Below are 14,270 nucleotides of genomic sequence, written 5' to 3'. Positions count from 1 at the left end.
TTGCCATAGCATAAAGCCACAGCGCCTTTGGTTTAATTCAGTTTAAAAATCAAACTTCAATTCACCTACGACACTGCGTTGCGTGTAGGGGTGAAAGGCCCAGTATTTTTTATTATTCAAATTATCTATGCCAACCGAGGCCACCCATTGCCTGGCCAATTGATAGCGCACGCGCACATCAGCGACCACAAAACTGGAAAAGCCCTGATAAGTAAAGGCATTGCTGTCGCTGTTATCGAGTGAGCCATATTGCTTGCCGCTGTAGCGCAAACCCAGCGTGGTGCTGAGCTTGTCGTCAGGGCGGTAGCTGATGACAAAATTGGCGCGCCAGGCTGGCACGCGCGGCTGCCATTTACCAACGCTGGCGGGGAACTTGTCATTACGCGTTATTTCAGAATTGGCATACGTGAGGCTGGCTATCAAATCCAGCCCACGGGTAAATACATCGCTAGCCTGGTAGGCGAGCTCCAGCCCTGTCGTATGGATTTCATCGACGTTCTGGATATTCGTCACATTCGGCGTGACCAGGGTGTTCACTTGTGAATACAGCGCATCCCTGGTTCTTTCATGGAACAGGGTAGTACGCAGAAAACCTTTGCCATCATTCAGCGTCCGTTCTGCCGTCCATTCCGTAGTCCAGGATTTTTCTGGTTTCAGGTTGGGGTCATTGTTGACGATGGCAGTGGTGGAAATGCTGCCCTGGTAAAGTTCAGAGACGGTAGGCATGCGCACCGCACGACCTGCTGATGCCTTCAGGGTCCAGTCATCATTGGCTTTGAAGGCGATTGCTGCCTTGGGCGAGAAATAATTTTCCTTACGTTCAGCAAAGGGCAGGGTGCTGGTCGCTGATGAAATGGCTCCACGATCTGCCTGCCATTGCTCCAAGCGGCCGCCAACAATGGCTTTCCATTGCGGATTGATACGCCAGGCATCTTGCGCATACAGGCTTTGCAATTGGGTATTGCCCTGGAAGGCAGAGAAGCGTTTGGCTGCAGCGCCATTGATCCAGTCATCCGTATCCGACACCAGGGTACGCATTTGATAAGCCTCGCGCTGGTAGCCAAATTCGGCAGTGTGTTCTGCTGTCGGTCGCCAGATGCCTTTCAATGCCAGGGTGTTCCAGCCTGTGCCTGCTCCATCTGTAATCCGGCCATTGCCACCGCCGTTGGCCTGCGGGATCGCCACTGTCGGTGCGCGGACGATGTCCTTGTTGTAGTCATACAGGCTGGCTGCCACTTCCCAGTCAAACTCGCCTTTGGTATTGCTCCTGAGGTTCAGGCCATGGGTGATATGTTCAAGCTGGTTTTTGCTGTTCGACATATCGGTAGGGGCCAGGGTATATTTTTTACCTGCGATATTGATGTCGCCGCTATATACCGCATTGCCTGCAGCATCGCGCAAATAGCTTTCTACGCCGCTGTTCATATTGTTGCGCCAGTAGCCAAAGGTGTAACTCGCACGCAGAGTCGGGCTAAAGTCGTATGCCAGTTTGATCTTGGCATGGTCTTGCGTGGTGTGGTATTGACCTGTCGCACCCAGTATCCACCAGTCCAGACCTTGCGGGTTCTTGTCGGCAATGGCACCCGTCACGGCTGTGCCTGCGTTGCTGCTGACGCCAGTTGAGGTCAGTTTGTTGGCAAAGGCGATAGGGTGGCCATCGCTATCAAGCTGGTTCACATTCAGCCACCAGGAAAATGCCCCCTGTTTATTACCAAGACTGGCGCTGAGCTGCTTGCCACTATAGCTTTTGTCGGTGCCATATTGCTGGAAGTTCTCGCTAAAACCTACCAGTTTGGCATGGGCTTCAAATTGCTTGGGCATGCGCGTCACATAATCGACTACGGCACCGGCAGAGTTACCGGCATAGGCAGCGGAGAAGGGGCCGTACAGCACATCCACGCGCTCGATTTCTTCCGGTGTCACGAGGCCCCAGCGTGGCGTGAATGCTGCACCATTGCCCAGCAGGTTAGACAGCAAGATGCCATCGGCATACACCATGGAGCGCGCACTATTGCCTGTCCCGGATGCCCGGGTCGCCAGTACAGCATGGTTGTAGTCGCCCACATAACGTTTGCGCACCAGCAGGCTGGGCAGGTATTTCAGGGCATCTTCTGCATCGATGGCATTGATGGTCTGCTCCATGGTTTTGGCATTGATGCCTTCTATGGTGGTAGGGATTTCCTTGGGCAGTGAGGATGGGCGGTCACCATTGATGATGACGCGTTCGGCCTGGGTGGCATTTTCTATTGCTTCAATTGCGAAGGCAGTAGCTGGTAATAAAGATAAAGACAAAGGGAAGGCGGCAGTCAGCGCCGCTGTCAATGCGCGCAAGCGCAAAGGGCGTAAAGGAGACATATATGATAATCTAAAAATTGGAACGCGCATGTAAATGCGCAAAGCAAACTTGCCAGTGCAGGAGGCATGGCCGGTTTGAACTAATTCAATTTTTTAGATAGCAGGCGGCCCGCGTGCAGGTAAAGGTGCTGCAACAATTGATGCCAGGCGTGCAGCGGGTATGGAGCGGGTAGCGTAGGAAAGAGCGTGGGGTGCAGCAAAAACCGTGGTTTGCGGGAAGCTGGCAGGCAAACTGGCTGCCAGACACATGGAGCAATCAAGCATGTGCGTCATGCTCTTGCCAGTCTCTTTGACACCGCTGCCGTCCGCTTTGATGAATTTATAGCCGGTACTGGTACAGATCAGATTCATGCCCTGCTGACCGGATTTCACCACAGAAGATGCCATGGCGACACCCAGCGTCAGTACATACATAAGAAGTACTGCGCGTACCAGGTGGCGAAAACACGACAGGGAAATATGTTGGGCGGACATGGGGCGGAATTGTACCACCCTTCTGTTCTGCTATAAATCTGCTGTTGGAAGTCAGGAAAAATAAGCAGACTGACATCAAGGCAGGCAAATTTGGGGCTATCATGGCGTTTTTCGGGGCAAGCCTGGCCTGGGCCGCACAATGGCAGACAGCTGAACCTGGACCTTGGTCCGGATGATAGCCAGGCATCAGCTCCTTTACTCAACAGGTATTTGGCATAAGCAGAAGGATAGATCTTGAGACAAGTTAGCCTGGGTCAGCAACTGACCCGCACCAAGCCCATAGACCATAGCGAACAAGTGACGGACGATCAGGGCCATAGCCTGCATCGCTCACTGGGTTTGTTTTCCCTGACCATGATAGGTGTGGGTTCTACCATCGGTACAGGTATTTTCTTTACTATGGTAGAGGCGGTGCCCAAGGCTGGTCCCTCGGTCATTTTGTCTTTCATCATCGCGGCGATTACAGCCGGCTTGACTGCACTGTGCTATTCCGAGTTGTCTTCCCGCATCCCGGCTTCCGGTTCTTCGTATTCTTATGCTTATGCAACGGTTGGTGAATTTGGTGCCTTCATTGTTGCCGCCTGTTTATTGCTGGAATATGGCCTGGCAGCCAGTGCCACGGCGATAGGCTGGTCTGCCTATCTGAATAATTTCCTGACCAATGCCCTTGGCTGGCAGATACCTGAAATGCTGCGTTCACCCATGATTGTTGCGGGTGCCAATGGCGTCGAGTTTCATGCAGGACAATTTAATCTGCCACCGATGGTGCTGGTGGCGATTTGCTGCGTACTCTTGCTACGCGGTGCCAAGGAATCTGCGACGGTAAATGCCGTCATGGTCATGATCAAGCTGGTGATTCTGACTTTCTTTGCCATCGTGGCATTCTCCGGTTTTAATGCCGAGCATTTCACACCTTTCTTTAATACTGACAACAGCAAGGGGCTGGCCGGTATGGCTGGCGTAACGGCTGCTGCCGGTACGGTATTCTTTTCCTTTATCGGTCTTGATACGGTGGCAACTGCTGGTGCTGAGGTCAAGAACCCCAAGCGTAATGTTCCGCTCGGTATCATGGCGGCGCTGGTCGTCGTGACGGTATTTTATTTGCTGGTGGCAGTCGCCGCGGTTGGTGCCCAACCTGCCAAAATGTTTGAAGGCCAGGAAGCTGGTCTGGCAGTGATCTTGCAAAACGTCACGGGCAAAGCCTGGCCTGCATTGATATTGTCTGCTGGTGCTGTGATCTCGGTATTCAGCGTGACCCTGGTGACTATTTATGGCCAGAGCCGGATCTTGTTTGCGATCAGTAAAGATGGCTTGATCCCAAGCTCCTTCCAGCGTGTGCATGCGCGCACCCGTACACCTGTCAGCAATACCATCATGGTGTGTGTCTTGGTAGGTATCGTGGCTGGTCTGGTTGATTCGACCTTCCTGTGGGATATGGTCAGTATGGGTACCCTGGTCGCCTTCATGGTGGTTTCGGTTGCCGTGCCTGTGATACGCAGGCAAAAGCTGGGTGACGAAGCGGGCGGTTTCCGCGTGCCTTTCGGCCCTTATCTGATACCGGGCATGAGCATAATGGCTTGCCTGTATATCCTCAAAGATTTGTCGGCAACGACTTACCATGTGTTCTTTATCTGGATGGCGGTCGCGATCGTGATCTATTTCCTGTACAGCAGAGCCCATTCACACTTGAATAAACAGCAATAAGCCTGATATTCCTGAGGCGCCCGGTTTGTGGCGTCTTCAGGAAAAGAGCGAGATTATGAAACTGCCATCTTTAAGTTTTGCCGCTGTAGCTACCTTTACCGCTTTCTCCGCATGCAGTGCCGTTGCCTCGGCAGAAAACGTCGGCAGTGTCGATACGGCCTTCAAACTCATCGGCCCTGACCATAAGGTCGTGGTGGAGGCTTATGATGATCCTAAAGTAAATGGTGTCACCTGCTATATCTCACGCGCCAAAACGGGTGGTATTTCCGGCGGCCTGGGCCTGGCAGAAGACAAATCTGAAGCCTCGATTGCCTGCCGCCAGGTTGGTCCCATCAGTTTTAATGGTCAGCTTAAGCAGCAGGATGAAGTCTTTAGTCAAAGCCTGTCTATCCTGTTCAAAAAGCTGCGCATAGTCCGCATGGTCGATCAAAAGCGCAATGCGCTGGTGTATCTGACTTATTCCGACAAACTGATAGATGGCTCACCGAAGAATAGTGTGACGGCTGTTCCAGTAGATCGCAGTACACCCATCCCTGTCAAATAGTCCGGGATTCCGGGAAGTATGTCTGGAAAGCAGACAGGGCTTGATATGTAAAAAATGTTTGGGTTTTTCTATCCAGCAATGATTTACGCTTACAATAGCAGCCTGTAAGTCTTATCTCTTCCTGGTGTATCAACCGTATTATTATGACAAGCTCTGCTGCAGCCCCCAGGCTGACCACTGAACAATCCGTTGATGCGCTCGTCAAGACGATACGCATACCGCCACGTCCCAGCTTGCTGGCCGACGTGCAGGCAGAGCTTGCCGCCAATGATCCTGACCCTCGCAAATTGACTGGCATCATTGCCAATGATGTGGCGATGTCTGCATCATTATTGAAGCTCGCCAATTCGTCTTTCTTTGGCTTGCGCCTCAAAGCAAAATCGGTCGAGCATGCTGTCAATCTGTTGGGTATTACCCAGTGCGGTAATTTGATGACGGGCATTATTGCCCGGCAAAGCATACAGGTTGAGAAAATCTCCCTCGTCAAATTCTGGGATTTTTCTACCAAGCGTGCGCAAGCCATGACACAACTGGCCAGGCGCATGCGTGTTTGCCCGCCTGATCAGGCCCATACCTTTGGCCTGTTTTGCGACATAGGCATACCCTTGTTGCTGGAACGTTTCCCTGATTACAACGAGACTCTGGATCTGGCAAATCAGGAAACACGCGAAGCCTTTACTGTCATCGAAGAACAGCGTCATACCACCTCGCATACAGCCATAGGTTCTCTGATGGCGCGTACCTGGGGTTTGCCTGAGAGCGTATCTTTGGCGATACTTTTGCATCATGACTATAGTGTTTTGCATGACGCCAATACCGAAGATTCAGTCAAAAGCCTGATCGCCCTGGCCCTGCTTGCCGAATATGGAATACAAAAATACCATGGGCAAGAATTTTCTTGTGAGTGGGAAAAAGGTGGCGCAGCTGCCTGTGAATTTTTGGGCTTGTCTGCCGATGAAGTCGAAGACAGGTTTGAAGAGTTGCACGAATTATTCAACCATGCGCATTAGCCTGCATTAACTGCTAACAGTTGGCAGCTTGCTCATTTACCAGCTAAAAGCCGTCCGCTCATGGACGGCTTTTTAACAGGTTGGCCGGCAACATAAAGATAGCCCGCAATAACTCAAATACGCCAGTCACCGCTATGCCTAATATTCTGAAGGGCAGCAACACTAGCCACACCAGTGGGTACAACACCAGGGCCAGTATGGCAAGCGGCCAGCAAAGTACAAACAAGATAATCCAGATCAAAAAGCCTAGCATCATTTTTCCTTAAGCGATGATGGCGCGCAACAGGCTGCTCAGGATAACCAGAGCGATAGTGGCGATGACGACGCCGTCCATGTTTGCTGTGATGTTCATGATATTTCCTTTCAATTCGGGTGGGAGTGATTGCACTTTAGGCCGTCGCCATATTGGCCGCCAGTAGCAGGCGACGAAGTGCAATTTTCTAGTATCGGAATGCGTTTGCAGGCGATGAATCGAGGGAGATATTGATCGCCGCGCATCGCACTGCTCAGACCTCACATTTCTTGCTCATTTAAAAATAAGCATTTGCCAACGCCCAAAAAACGCTTGACTTGGCGTTCGTGCGCCTGCAAACTTCAATTATTAGTCAACTGCATAATAATTATTGGCGAACAGAAATATGGCACGTCCTTCACAACAACTTGACGAAGTTTTATTGCAAAGCGGGCGCACGCTGTTTGCTCAGCATGGCTGTGGCGGCTTGTCCCTGCGCATGCTGGCGGAGCATGCAGGCGTGAACGTAGGCATGTTCCATTATCACTTCAAGAATAAAGATAATTTCTTGACGCAGTTGCTGCAAACCATGTACGACGAAGTGTTTGTGCAATTGCAGGCTGAGGTGAACCATGAAGGTTCGCCCGTACAGCTTCTGCGTGAGGCGTTGTATTTGCTGGGTCGTTTATTGCGTGAACATGGTGGCTGGATAGGCCGGGTCTGGGCCGATGCTGCCATGGGCGAAAAAGTCGCCAGGCAGTTTCTCGAAAAAAATGGTTCTCGTCATGTATTGCTGATTACCGGTTTGCTGATGCAGGCCATGCAGGCTGGCGAGATTGCCATGGCGCCGCCCACCCATGCCCTGGCGTTCTTGATGGCCAGTGTTGCCGCGCCCATGGTGATCGTTCCGCGTGCTCTGGATATGGGCTTTGTGCCAGCCATGCTGCAAGAACCTTTAAGCCAGGTATTAAGCGATGCCGCCATTGCCGACCGCGTCAATCGTGCCCTGTATGCCCTGGCTGCAACGAATGAGGAGTTACGCCGTGTATAAAAAATGCAAACCCGCAGCAGTATTGTCATTGACACTTGCAGTGGTATTCATGCTGGCAGCCTGCAATGAAAATACCTCCACCGCCTGGTCAGGCTATGCAGAAGGCGAGTATGTCTATATCTCTGCACCGTTGGGCGGCAAACTCGACAGCATCAAAGTACAGGCAGGCCAGCAAGTCAACAAGGATAGCCCGCTGTTTGCCCTTGATGCCGAAGCTGAAAATGCTGCCCATGACGAAGCCAGTGCCCGACTTACGAGCGCACAGGCACAGGCCAGCAATACAGAAAAAGGCAGGCGCGCAGAAGAGATCGCAGTCACCCAGGCACAATTGACAAGTGCGCAGGCACAAGCCGCTCTGGCAAGACAGGAACTGGCACGCCAGCAGCAACTGGTGGGGCAGGGCTTTGTCTCCAAATCCCGCATGGACGATGCGCAAACCAATGTCAAACTCGCGGAAGCCCGCGTAGCAGAACTGAACGCCGCATTGATTGTCGCCAAGCTGCCAGCACGCGTAGATGAACGCGCCGCTGCCCAGGCCAGTGCCGATGCCGCAAAAGAAGCCTTGCGCCAGACGACCTGGCGCTCAGCACAAAAATCACAAAACGCACCTGCAAATGCGCAGGTGGCAGAAGTGTTTTTCCGTCAGGGCGAATATGTACAAGCGGGCCAGCCGGTATTGTCGCTGCTACCGCCAGAAAACCGCAAAGCCCGGTTCTTTGTGCCGGAAGCTGAGTTGGGCAAGATCGCTGTTGGTCAGGCAGTCAGCCTGCATTGCGATGGTTGCTCAGCATCTGTACCTGCCCACATCTCCCGCATCGCCAGCCAGGCTGAATACACACCGCCCGTGATTTATTCAAATGCACAAAGAGCCAAACTGGTATTCATGGTCGAGGCCAAGCCTGATCAGCCCGGCAAACTCTTGCTACATCCCGGTCAGCCTCTGGACGTGTCGCTATTGTCTGCGGTAACAGGCGCAGGAAAAACACAGTGAATGCCGCAATGAATACCGGCGTTGATACGGGAAATCTGGCCATCAATGTCCATGGCCTGAGCAAATTCTATGGTGGTCGTGCGGTGGTCGATAAGGTCGAACTGCAAGTTGCCAAAGGCCGTATCTGCGGTTTTCTGGGGCCAAACGGCAGCGGCAAGACCACCACCATACGCATGCTCTGTGGCTTGCTGACGCCCGATGCTGGTACGGGCTCCTGCCTTGGTCTGGATATCATCAAACAGGCAGAACAGATCAAGCGCCAGGTCGGTTATATGACGCAAAAGTTTGGTCTGTATGATGATCTGTCGATACGCCAGAACCTCGATTTCGTGGCGCGCCTGTTTGAGCTGTCCAACAGGAAAAATGCAGTTGATCTTTCTCTTGAAAGGCTGGGCCTGACAGCTCGGCAGCAGCAACTGGCAGGATCATTGTCTGGTGGCTGGAAGCAGCGACTGGCACTGGCTGCCTGCCTGATTCATGAACCACGTCTGCTCTTGCTGGATGAACCAACGGCTGGCGTTGATCCCAAGGCGCGTCGCGATTTTTGGGACCAGATTCATTTGCTGGCTGACCAGGGCATCACAGTGCTGGTGTCCACCCATTACATGGATGAAGCAGAACGCTGCCATGAACTTTGCTATATCGCCTACGGCAAAATACTGGCTCGTGGCACCGAGGCAGAAATCATACGTGACTCCAAACTCAAGGTCTGGACCCTGCAAGGTGAGCAACTGGGTACTTTACTTGAGCCATTGAAGTCGGCACCTGGGGTATTGAGTGTCGCCGCATTCGGCAATGCCGTCCACGTCGCCGGGCTGGACGAGGACTTGGTCTTGCAGGCACTCGACGGCATAAGGCATCAAGCCAATATACAGATCACGCCGAGTGCTGCGAATCTGGAAGATGTCTTCATCAGCCTGATCGCCAGTGCACCTGATAATTTTTCTAAAGATGATATTCAGCAAATACAGAAAATACGTCAAAAGGTGAAGGCATGAAGCAGTTTTCGCTGGCCCGCATGTTCGCCATCTTTATCAAAGAATTCCAGCAAATGTTGCGCGACCGTCTGACCTTTGCAATGGCAGTCGGCATCCCTATCCTGCAACTCATCCTGTTTGGCTATGCGATTAATACCGACCCCAAAGGTTTGCCAACTGCCGTAGTCAGTACAGACAACAGCCCCATGGCACGCAGCTTTGTCGTTGCCATGCAAAATACAGGCTACTTCCGTATCGACTCGGTAGGCCAGAGTGAACAAGAGGCAGAGACTTTGCTCGAAACCGGCAAAATACAATTCATGCTGGTGATACCGCCACAATTCACCCAGCAACTGGTGCGCGGCGAAAAACCAGCCTTGCTGATCTCCGTTGATGCGACCGATCCTTCAGCTTCCGGCAATGCGATTGCCGCTCTGAATGTCATCGCCACCCAGGCCTTGCATCACGATCTCAAAGGCCCTTTGCAATACCTGCAAACCGCCACGCCAGCTTATGAGGTGCGCGTGCACCGTCGCTATAATCCCGAGGGCCTGTCACGCTATAACATCGTGCCCGGCCTGATCGGCACCATACTCACCATGACCATGGTCATGCTGACATCACTGGCCATGACACGTGAACGTGAGCGCGGCACCATGGAAAACCTGCTGGCAACGCCAGTGCGCCCGGCAGAAGTCATGGTCGGCAAAATCCTGCCCTATGTGCTGATCGGTTACATACAACTCAGTGTCATCATCAGCGCCGCCTTTCTGTTATTTGAAGTGCCCATGATGGGCAGCTTCAGCCTGCTCATGAGCATGATAGGCGTTTTCATCCTCGCCAATCTCGCAGTCGGTTTTACCTTTTCGACGATAGCGAAGAACCAGTTGCAAGCGATGCAGATGACCTTCTTTTTCTTCCTGCCATCGATGCTGCTGTCCGGTTTCATGTTCCCTTTCCGCGCCATGCCGGAATGGGCACAAGCCATAGGCGAAGCCCTGCCATTGACGCATTTCCTGCGCATCGTGCGGGGTATTTTATTGAAAGGCAATACCGCAGGCCAGCTCACGCCAGAATTGTGGCCGATGCTGGTGTTCTTGCTGCTGGCGGGGTTTGTGGCTTTGAAGAGGTACAGGCAGACTTTGGATTAAGATTGAAAACACCAATGCCAGGGCTCATACTGAAACCCGCTGGTATTCCCTGGCGGGTAAGACATGTGAAAGCCAAATCGCCCTGCATTATTTTGCAGCCACGCAAATGCTGCCGTGGTGTCAAAAGAAATTTCCAGCTCCGGGTCTTCTGGGGTGGCGATGTCTATCGCGCGGCCAGTGTGGTGTTCGCTGTAGCCGGGTGGGGCGCAGACCAGTAATATGTCTTGCAGTTGCTGACCCTCAGCCAGTTTGTCGCTGATGATCTCAGTTTGTCTGGCGATGCTGCGGAAGGCGGAGATCATCAGCAGTGCTATTCCATCCTCGCTGGCGGCAGCCTTCATGGCTTGCCAGGCCAGATTGGTGGCAGGTGTCAGCAGGTATTGCCTGCCATCTTCGCCATTTTCTGCCAGTACCAGTTCTATGGCTTCTTGCTGCAATAGCAGGCCGCGCTGTTCCAGCAGTTGCGGTGGGATGATGAAGTTTGCAGCCTGGCTGACGACCATGTTTATTTTGCCTTCAGATTAGCAAGCAGGGTATCGAGCATGGCGGCGGTTTCTGCATCCGGCATGCCGTCAAATTTTGCTGGCCTGTACTTGGTCTGGAATGCCACCAGCACACTGCGGGTGGTTTCATCGAGCAGTCCGGTTTGTGGGATGCCATAGCCGTATTGCGCAAGCTTTTGCTGGAACCATTTGATGTCCGGTAGCTGCAACTCATAAGCTGTCATGCGTTGTGCAACTTCGTCTGCCTTGGGCCAGGGGATCAGGCCAGCATCGGCCAGTTGCTTCCATGGGAAGAGCGGGCCAGGGTCTGACTTGCGCATCGGGGCGATGTCGGAATGGCCAAGTATGTATTCAGGGCGTATCTGGTAGCGTGCCGAGATGTCCTTGACGAGGGCGATCACGCGGTCTATCTGGGCTTGCGGGAAGGGGAAGTAAATCCTGCCTTCTGGCGTATCCTTGAAACCGAGATTGACGATTTCTATGCCTATGGAACTGGCATTCAGACGGCTATAGCCTTTCCATTCACTGAGACCGGCGTGATAGGCCATGTGATTTTCCGGTACCAGTTGCCAGACTCTGATTGGGGCTTGATCACCAACCAGGTAATTGGCGCTGACAGCTTGCTGGCTGAGCACCCGGAGGGAGGTAGGCTCATCCAGCGCGGTGTAGTGCAGGATGATGAATTGCACGCGTTCTTCCTGGCTCTTGGCAGAAATAGTGGTATCGAGCTTGCCCATGGGGCCTACCGTGGCACAGCCACTGATGAAGAGACTGACTGCAGTAAACAAACTATATAGCGTGATTTTTTTCATGGTAGGTTTTTGAGGTGTCGGGCAGCGAGCCGTGCTGCGGAAAAATGTGCCTGGCAAGTACTTTGGCGCAAGGAGATATCGGGTGCTAAATTCTGGCGCAGGGATTCTACGATAGCGGGATGCAGGTCTTGCACACGGCCACCAAGTGCGATGGGCTTATGGCCAAAACGGGCACACATGGCCATGCCCAGGCGGGCCAGCTCCTTGCCTGCATTTTGCAAGATGGACATGGCAACGGGGTCACTGTAGGCAGCAGAGGCGACGGCCAGCGCGAGCTTGCCTATGTCACCACGGCTGCGATGGTAGATAAAGTCACGCGATATATTCCAGTCATTGCCGCCGATGAGTTTGAAAATACGTATCGCCATTTCTGAATTTTTCCACTGGCCGGGATTTTCATCTTCGGCACGCCAGAGCTTGCTGATGGCTTCGCGTGCTATCCAGAAGCCGCCTCCGGCATCATCAAGCAGGTAACCACGGCCACCAGCCCGATGAAATTCACCATCGGCATCAATATACGCCGCGATAGAGCCGGTACCTGCATAGATCAGATAGCCAGTGCCGGGTTTGAAAATATCAAGATAGGCAATTTCTATATCATTGCTGACCAGGATATGTTGCTTTTTCAAGTCAAAGCACTCAGCCAGCATATCTGGCAGGGTTTGTGAATCGCCACCAAAACCGGTGATGCCTGCGCGTATGCTGCCTACCTGGCCATGGCTGCCGGTGGCAGCTGCGAGACTGGCAAATATCTGGTGCACGGCTTCTCTTCCTTCCGGGCTGTTTGTTTGCAGCGCGGTCAGGCCTGCGGCCGTGCCGCTGGCAAGGATCTGCTCATCCTGGGTCGCCAAAGCCCAGCGTGTCTGTGTGCCGCCTGCATCTATGCCTAGCGCAATGTCTGTGGTTTGTTGGGCCAAGGTCGCTTGCTGGTCAGGTGACATGAATACAGGTTTCTGTTGATTTTGGTGAAACATCGTCGAGCTGAATTGCAATAACTGGCAGTTGTTCGTTTATCATAGGGCGCTTCTGGCGCTGGCAGCGAATGAAAAGATGCATCCGGCTTATAACTTTTTGCTATGAAGCAGCAGCAAAATTTCAATCGTAATCCCGGTATTTTACTGGGAAGATGATCCAGGCCTTACCATTCAAGAAAAAGATAAAAATGACAAGCGAGACAGTTACTGCAGTCAAAAAACCTGAAGTTCCTGCGGGCGGGGTCTGGCGCTGGATACCCTCATTGTATTTCAGCCAGGGGATTCCTTACGTCGTGGTAATGACACTTTCCGTCATTATGTACAAAAATCTGGATATTTCCAATTCGGACATTGCATTATATACAAGCTGGTTATATCTGCCTTTTGTGATCAAGCCGTTCTGGTCACCCTTTGTCGATATGTTCAAGACCAAGCGCTTCTGGATTGTTACGCTGGAGCTCGTCATAGGTGCGATGTTTGGGCTGGTGGCCCTGACCATACCCATGCCAGGTTTTTTCCAGGCGACGCTGCTGGTGTTCTGGTTGCTGGCGTTCAGTGCGGCCACGCATGATATCAGCTCGGATGGTTTTTATATGCTGGCGCTGGAACAGTATCAGCAGGCGGCTTTTGTTGGCGTACGCAGCATGTTTTTCAGAATATCCATGCTGACCGGGCAGGGCGCTCTGGTTTATCTGGCTGGTACGTTGCGTGACATGACAGGCGATGCCAGGTTTGGCTGGGTCGTGGTCTTTTGCGTGCTGGCGGTGATGTTCATCAGCCTGTCTGCCTACCATAAATGGGCCTTGCCACGTCCTGCCAGTGATACGGCGCATGGTGACCCGAATCAGGTAGTGGCCACTTTCTTTACGATCTTTGGCAAGTTCATCAAAAAGAAAAACATACTGCTGACGATAGCTTTCCTTTTGTTGTATCGCTTTGGTGAAGCGCAACTGGTCAAGATGGCACCACCGTTCTTGCTCGACAGTGTCGATAAAGGCGGCCTTGGTCTTTCTACCCAGGCGGTTGGTATCGTGTATGGCACCATGGGCATGATAGCGCTGACCATAGGTGGTCTCGCCGGTGGTGCGCTGATCTCGCGTTTTGGTTTGAAACGCATGTTGTGGCCGATGGCACTGGCGATCAATGTGCCGCATCTGGTGTATGTCTATCTGGCCTTTGTGCAGCCAGACAATATCTATCTGATTGGTGCTGCTGTCGCTATAGAGCAAATGGGTTATGGTTTTGGCTTTACAGCCTATGTGCTGTATATGATCATGATTGCTGATGGCGAACACAAGACCGCGCATTATGCTATTTGTACGGGTTTCATGGCGCTGAGCATGATGTTGCCAGGGATGTTCAGTGGCCGCTTGCAAGAGAACTTGGGCTATGCCCATTTCTTTGTCTGGATATGTATCGCTGCCGTTCCTACCTTTGTTGTGACCGCCCTCATTAAAGTAGATCCGGCCTTTGGCAAAAAAACTGAATAGAG

At 52.5% G+C, this 14,270-nt stretch carries 14 protein-coding genes; 8 read left to right on the top strand and 6 right to left on the bottom strand.

Features of this window, described 5'->3' with window-relative positions; all coding sequences use genetic code 11:
• Window positions 1-42: 42 nt before the first annotated feature.
• Together ACO0LN_RS16240 and ACO0LN_RS16235 are read right to left on the bottom strand one after the other, a co-directional pair.
• Window positions 43-2,355: a TonB-dependent receptor gene (locus ACO0LN_RS16240; RefSeq protein WP_422975554.1), complete on the bottom strand. Its 2,313-nt coding sequence runs from the start codon at window positions 2,353-2,355 to the stop codon at window positions 43-45.
• Window positions 2,356-2,448: 93 nt separating this feature from the next.
• Complete coding sequence (locus tag ACO0LN_RS16235; RefSeq protein WP_422975552.1) at window positions 2,449-2,829, bottom strand: DUF2946 family protein; 381 nt, start codon at window positions 2,827-2,829, stop codon at window positions 2,449-2,451.
• Between the two features lie 234 nt (window positions 2,830-3,063).
• Between ACO0LN_RS16235 and ACO0LN_RS16230 the strand changes: the two genes are divergently transcribed.
• The 3 genes from ACO0LN_RS16230 (at window position 3,064) to ACO0LN_RS16220 (ending at window position 6,087) form a co-directional block, all read left to right on the top strand.
• Window positions 3,064-4,533, top strand: coding sequence for an APC family permease (locus tag ACO0LN_RS16230; protein ID WP_422975550.1), 1,470 nt, complete (start codon window positions 3,064-3,066; stop codon window positions 4,531-4,533).
• A gap of 55 nt (window positions 4,534-4,588) precedes the next feature.
• Complete coding sequence (locus ACO0LN_RS16225; RefSeq protein WP_422975548.1) at window positions 4,589-5,077, top strand: CreA family protein; 489 nt, start codon at window positions 4,589-4,591, stop codon at window positions 5,075-5,077.
• A 143-nt stretch (window positions 5,078-5,220) separates the two neighbouring features.
• A complete protein-coding gene (locus ACO0LN_RS16220) occupies window positions 5,221-6,087 on the top strand; it encodes an HDOD domain-containing protein (RefSeq protein WP_422975546.1) in 867 nt (288 codons plus the stop codon).
• Window positions 6,088-6,145: 58 nt separating this feature from the next.
• Here the strand turns inward: ACO0LN_RS16220 and ACO0LN_RS16215 are convergent, their stop codons facing one another.
• Window positions 6,146-6,340: a hypothetical protein gene (locus tag ACO0LN_RS16215; RefSeq protein WP_422951800.1), complete on the bottom strand. Its 195-nt coding sequence runs from the start codon at window positions 6,338-6,340 to the stop codon at window positions 6,146-6,148.
• Between the two features lie 385 nt (window positions 6,341-6,725).
• On the opposite strand from ACO0LN_RS16215, the gene ACO0LN_RS16210 reads away from it, so the two are divergent.
• The 4 genes from ACO0LN_RS16210 to ACO0LN_RS16195 are packed head-to-tail and all read left to right on the top strand — an operon-like array spanning window position 6,726 to window position 10,489.
• A complete protein-coding gene (locus tag ACO0LN_RS16210; protein ID WP_422975544.1) occupies window positions 6,726-7,370 on the top strand; it encodes a TetR/AcrR family transcriptional regulator in 645 nt (214 codons plus the stop codon).
• The gene (locus tag ACO0LN_RS16205) at window positions 7,363-8,361 is read left to right on the top strand and encodes an HlyD family secretion protein (protein ID WP_422975542.1); all 999 of its coding nucleotides are present in this window, start codon (window positions 7,363-7,365) and stop codon (window positions 8,359-8,361) included. Before ACO0LN_RS16210 ends, ACO0LN_RS16205 begins: the two co-directional genes overlap by 8 nt.
• Window positions 8,362-8,369: 8 nt before the next feature.
• The gene (locus tag ACO0LN_RS16200) at window positions 8,370-9,359 is read left to right on the top strand and encodes an ABC transporter ATP-binding protein (protein ID WP_422975540.1); all 990 of its coding nucleotides are present in this window, start codon (window positions 8,370-8,372) and stop codon (window positions 9,357-9,359) included.
• Window positions 9,356-10,489 (top strand): ABC transporter permease, encoded by a 1,134-nt coding sequence (locus tag ACO0LN_RS16195; protein WP_422975538.1) that lies wholly within the window; start codon window positions 9,356-9,358, stop codon window positions 10,487-10,489. Before ACO0LN_RS16200 ends, ACO0LN_RS16195 begins: the two co-directional genes overlap by 4 nt.
• On the opposite strand, the gene ACO0LN_RS16190 is transcribed toward ACO0LN_RS16195, so the two are convergent.
• Genes ACO0LN_RS16190 through ACO0LN_RS16180 form a run of 3 tightly spaced genes read right to left on the bottom strand, consistent with a single transcriptional unit; the run spans window position 10,486 to window position 12,745 of the window.
• Window positions 10,486-10,992, bottom strand: coding sequence for a M15 family metallopeptidase (locus ACO0LN_RS16190; protein ID WP_422975536.1), 507 nt, complete (start codon window positions 10,990-10,992; stop codon window positions 10,486-10,488). The two genes, ACO0LN_RS16195 and ACO0LN_RS16190, sit on opposite strands and share 4 nt — an antisense overlap.
• 2 nt (window positions 10,993-10,994) lie before the next feature.
• Window positions 10,995-11,804, bottom strand: a complete 810-nt coding sequence (locus ACO0LN_RS16185) for an N-acetylmuramoyl-L-alanine amidase (protein ID WP_422975534.1) — start codon at window positions 11,802-11,804, stop codon at window positions 10,995-10,997.
• The gene (locus ACO0LN_RS16180) at window positions 11,801-12,745 is read right to left on the bottom strand and encodes an N-acetylglucosamine kinase (RefSeq protein ID WP_422975533.1); all 945 of its coding nucleotides are present in this window, start codon (window positions 12,743-12,745) and stop codon (window positions 11,801-11,803) included. Before ACO0LN_RS16180 ends, ACO0LN_RS16185 begins: the two co-directional genes overlap by 4 nt.
• A 221-nt stretch (window positions 12,746-12,966) precedes the next feature.
• Between ACO0LN_RS16180 and ACO0LN_RS16175 the strand changes: the two genes are divergently transcribed.
• The gene (locus tag ACO0LN_RS16175) at window positions 12,967-14,268 is read left to right on the top strand and encodes an AmpG family muropeptide MFS transporter (RefSeq protein WP_422975531.1); all 1,302 of its coding nucleotides are present in this window, start codon (window positions 12,967-12,969) and stop codon (window positions 14,266-14,268) included.
• The last annotated feature ends 2 nt before the right edge of the window (window positions 14,269-14,270 follow it).

Source organism: Undibacterium sp. TC9W, assembly GCF_049339865.1.
Classification (GTDB): domain Bacteria; phylum Pseudomonadota; class Gammaproteobacteria; order Burkholderiales; family Burkholderiaceae_D; genus Undibacterium.
Note: the sequence above shows the minus strand (reverse complement) of the source record. Positions and strands in the feature narration are given on the sequence as shown.

Excerpts from the sequence above, each read along its gene's own strand:
- ACO0LN_RS16240 (WP_422975554.1), bottom strand. The coding sequence starts at position 2,355 with ATGTCTCCTTTACGCCCTTTGCGCTTGCGCGCATTGACAGCGGCGCTG.
- ACO0LN_RS16235 (WP_422975552.1), bottom strand. The coding sequence starts at position 2,829 with ATGTCCGCCCAACATATTTCCCTGTCGTGTTTTCGCCACCTGGTACGC.
- ACO0LN_RS16225 (WP_422975548.1), top strand. The coding sequence starts at position 4,589 with ATGAAACTGCCATCTTTAAGTTTTGCCGCTGTAGCTACCTTTACCGCT.
- ACO0LN_RS16220 (WP_422975546.1), top strand. The coding sequence starts at position 5,221 with ATGACAAGCTCTGCTGCAGCCCCCAGGCTGACCACTGAACAATCCGTT.
- ACO0LN_RS16215 (WP_422951800.1), bottom strand. The coding sequence starts at position 6,340 with ATGCTAGGCTTTTTGATCTGGATTATCTTGTTTGTACTTTGCTGGCCG.
- ACO0LN_RS16210 (WP_422975544.1), top strand. The coding sequence starts at position 6,726 with ATGGCACGTCCTTCACAACAACTTGACGAAGTTTTATTGCAAAGCGGG.
- ACO0LN_RS16200 (WP_422975540.1), top strand. The coding sequence starts at position 8,370 with ATGAATACCGGCGTTGATACGGGAAATCTGGCCATCAATGTCCATGGC.
- ACO0LN_RS16195 (WP_422975538.1), top strand. The coding sequence starts at position 9,356 with ATGAAGCAGTTTTCGCTGGCCCGCATGTTCGCCATCTTTATCAAAGAA.
- ACO0LN_RS16190 (WP_422975536.1), bottom strand. The coding sequence starts at position 10,992 with ATGGTCGTCAGCCAGGCTGCAAACTTCATCATCCCACCGCAACTGCTG.
- ACO0LN_RS16185 (WP_422975534.1), bottom strand. The coding sequence starts at position 11,804 with ATGAAAAAAATCACGCTATATAGTTTGTTTACTGCAGTCAGTCTCTTC.
- ACO0LN_RS16180 (WP_422975533.1), bottom strand. The coding sequence starts at position 12,745 with ATGTCACCTGACCAGCAAGCGACCTTGGCCCAACAAACCACAGACATT.
- ACO0LN_RS16175 (WP_422975531.1), top strand. The coding sequence starts at position 12,967 with ATGACAAGCGAGACAGTTACTGCAGTCAAAAAACCTGAAGTTCCTGCG.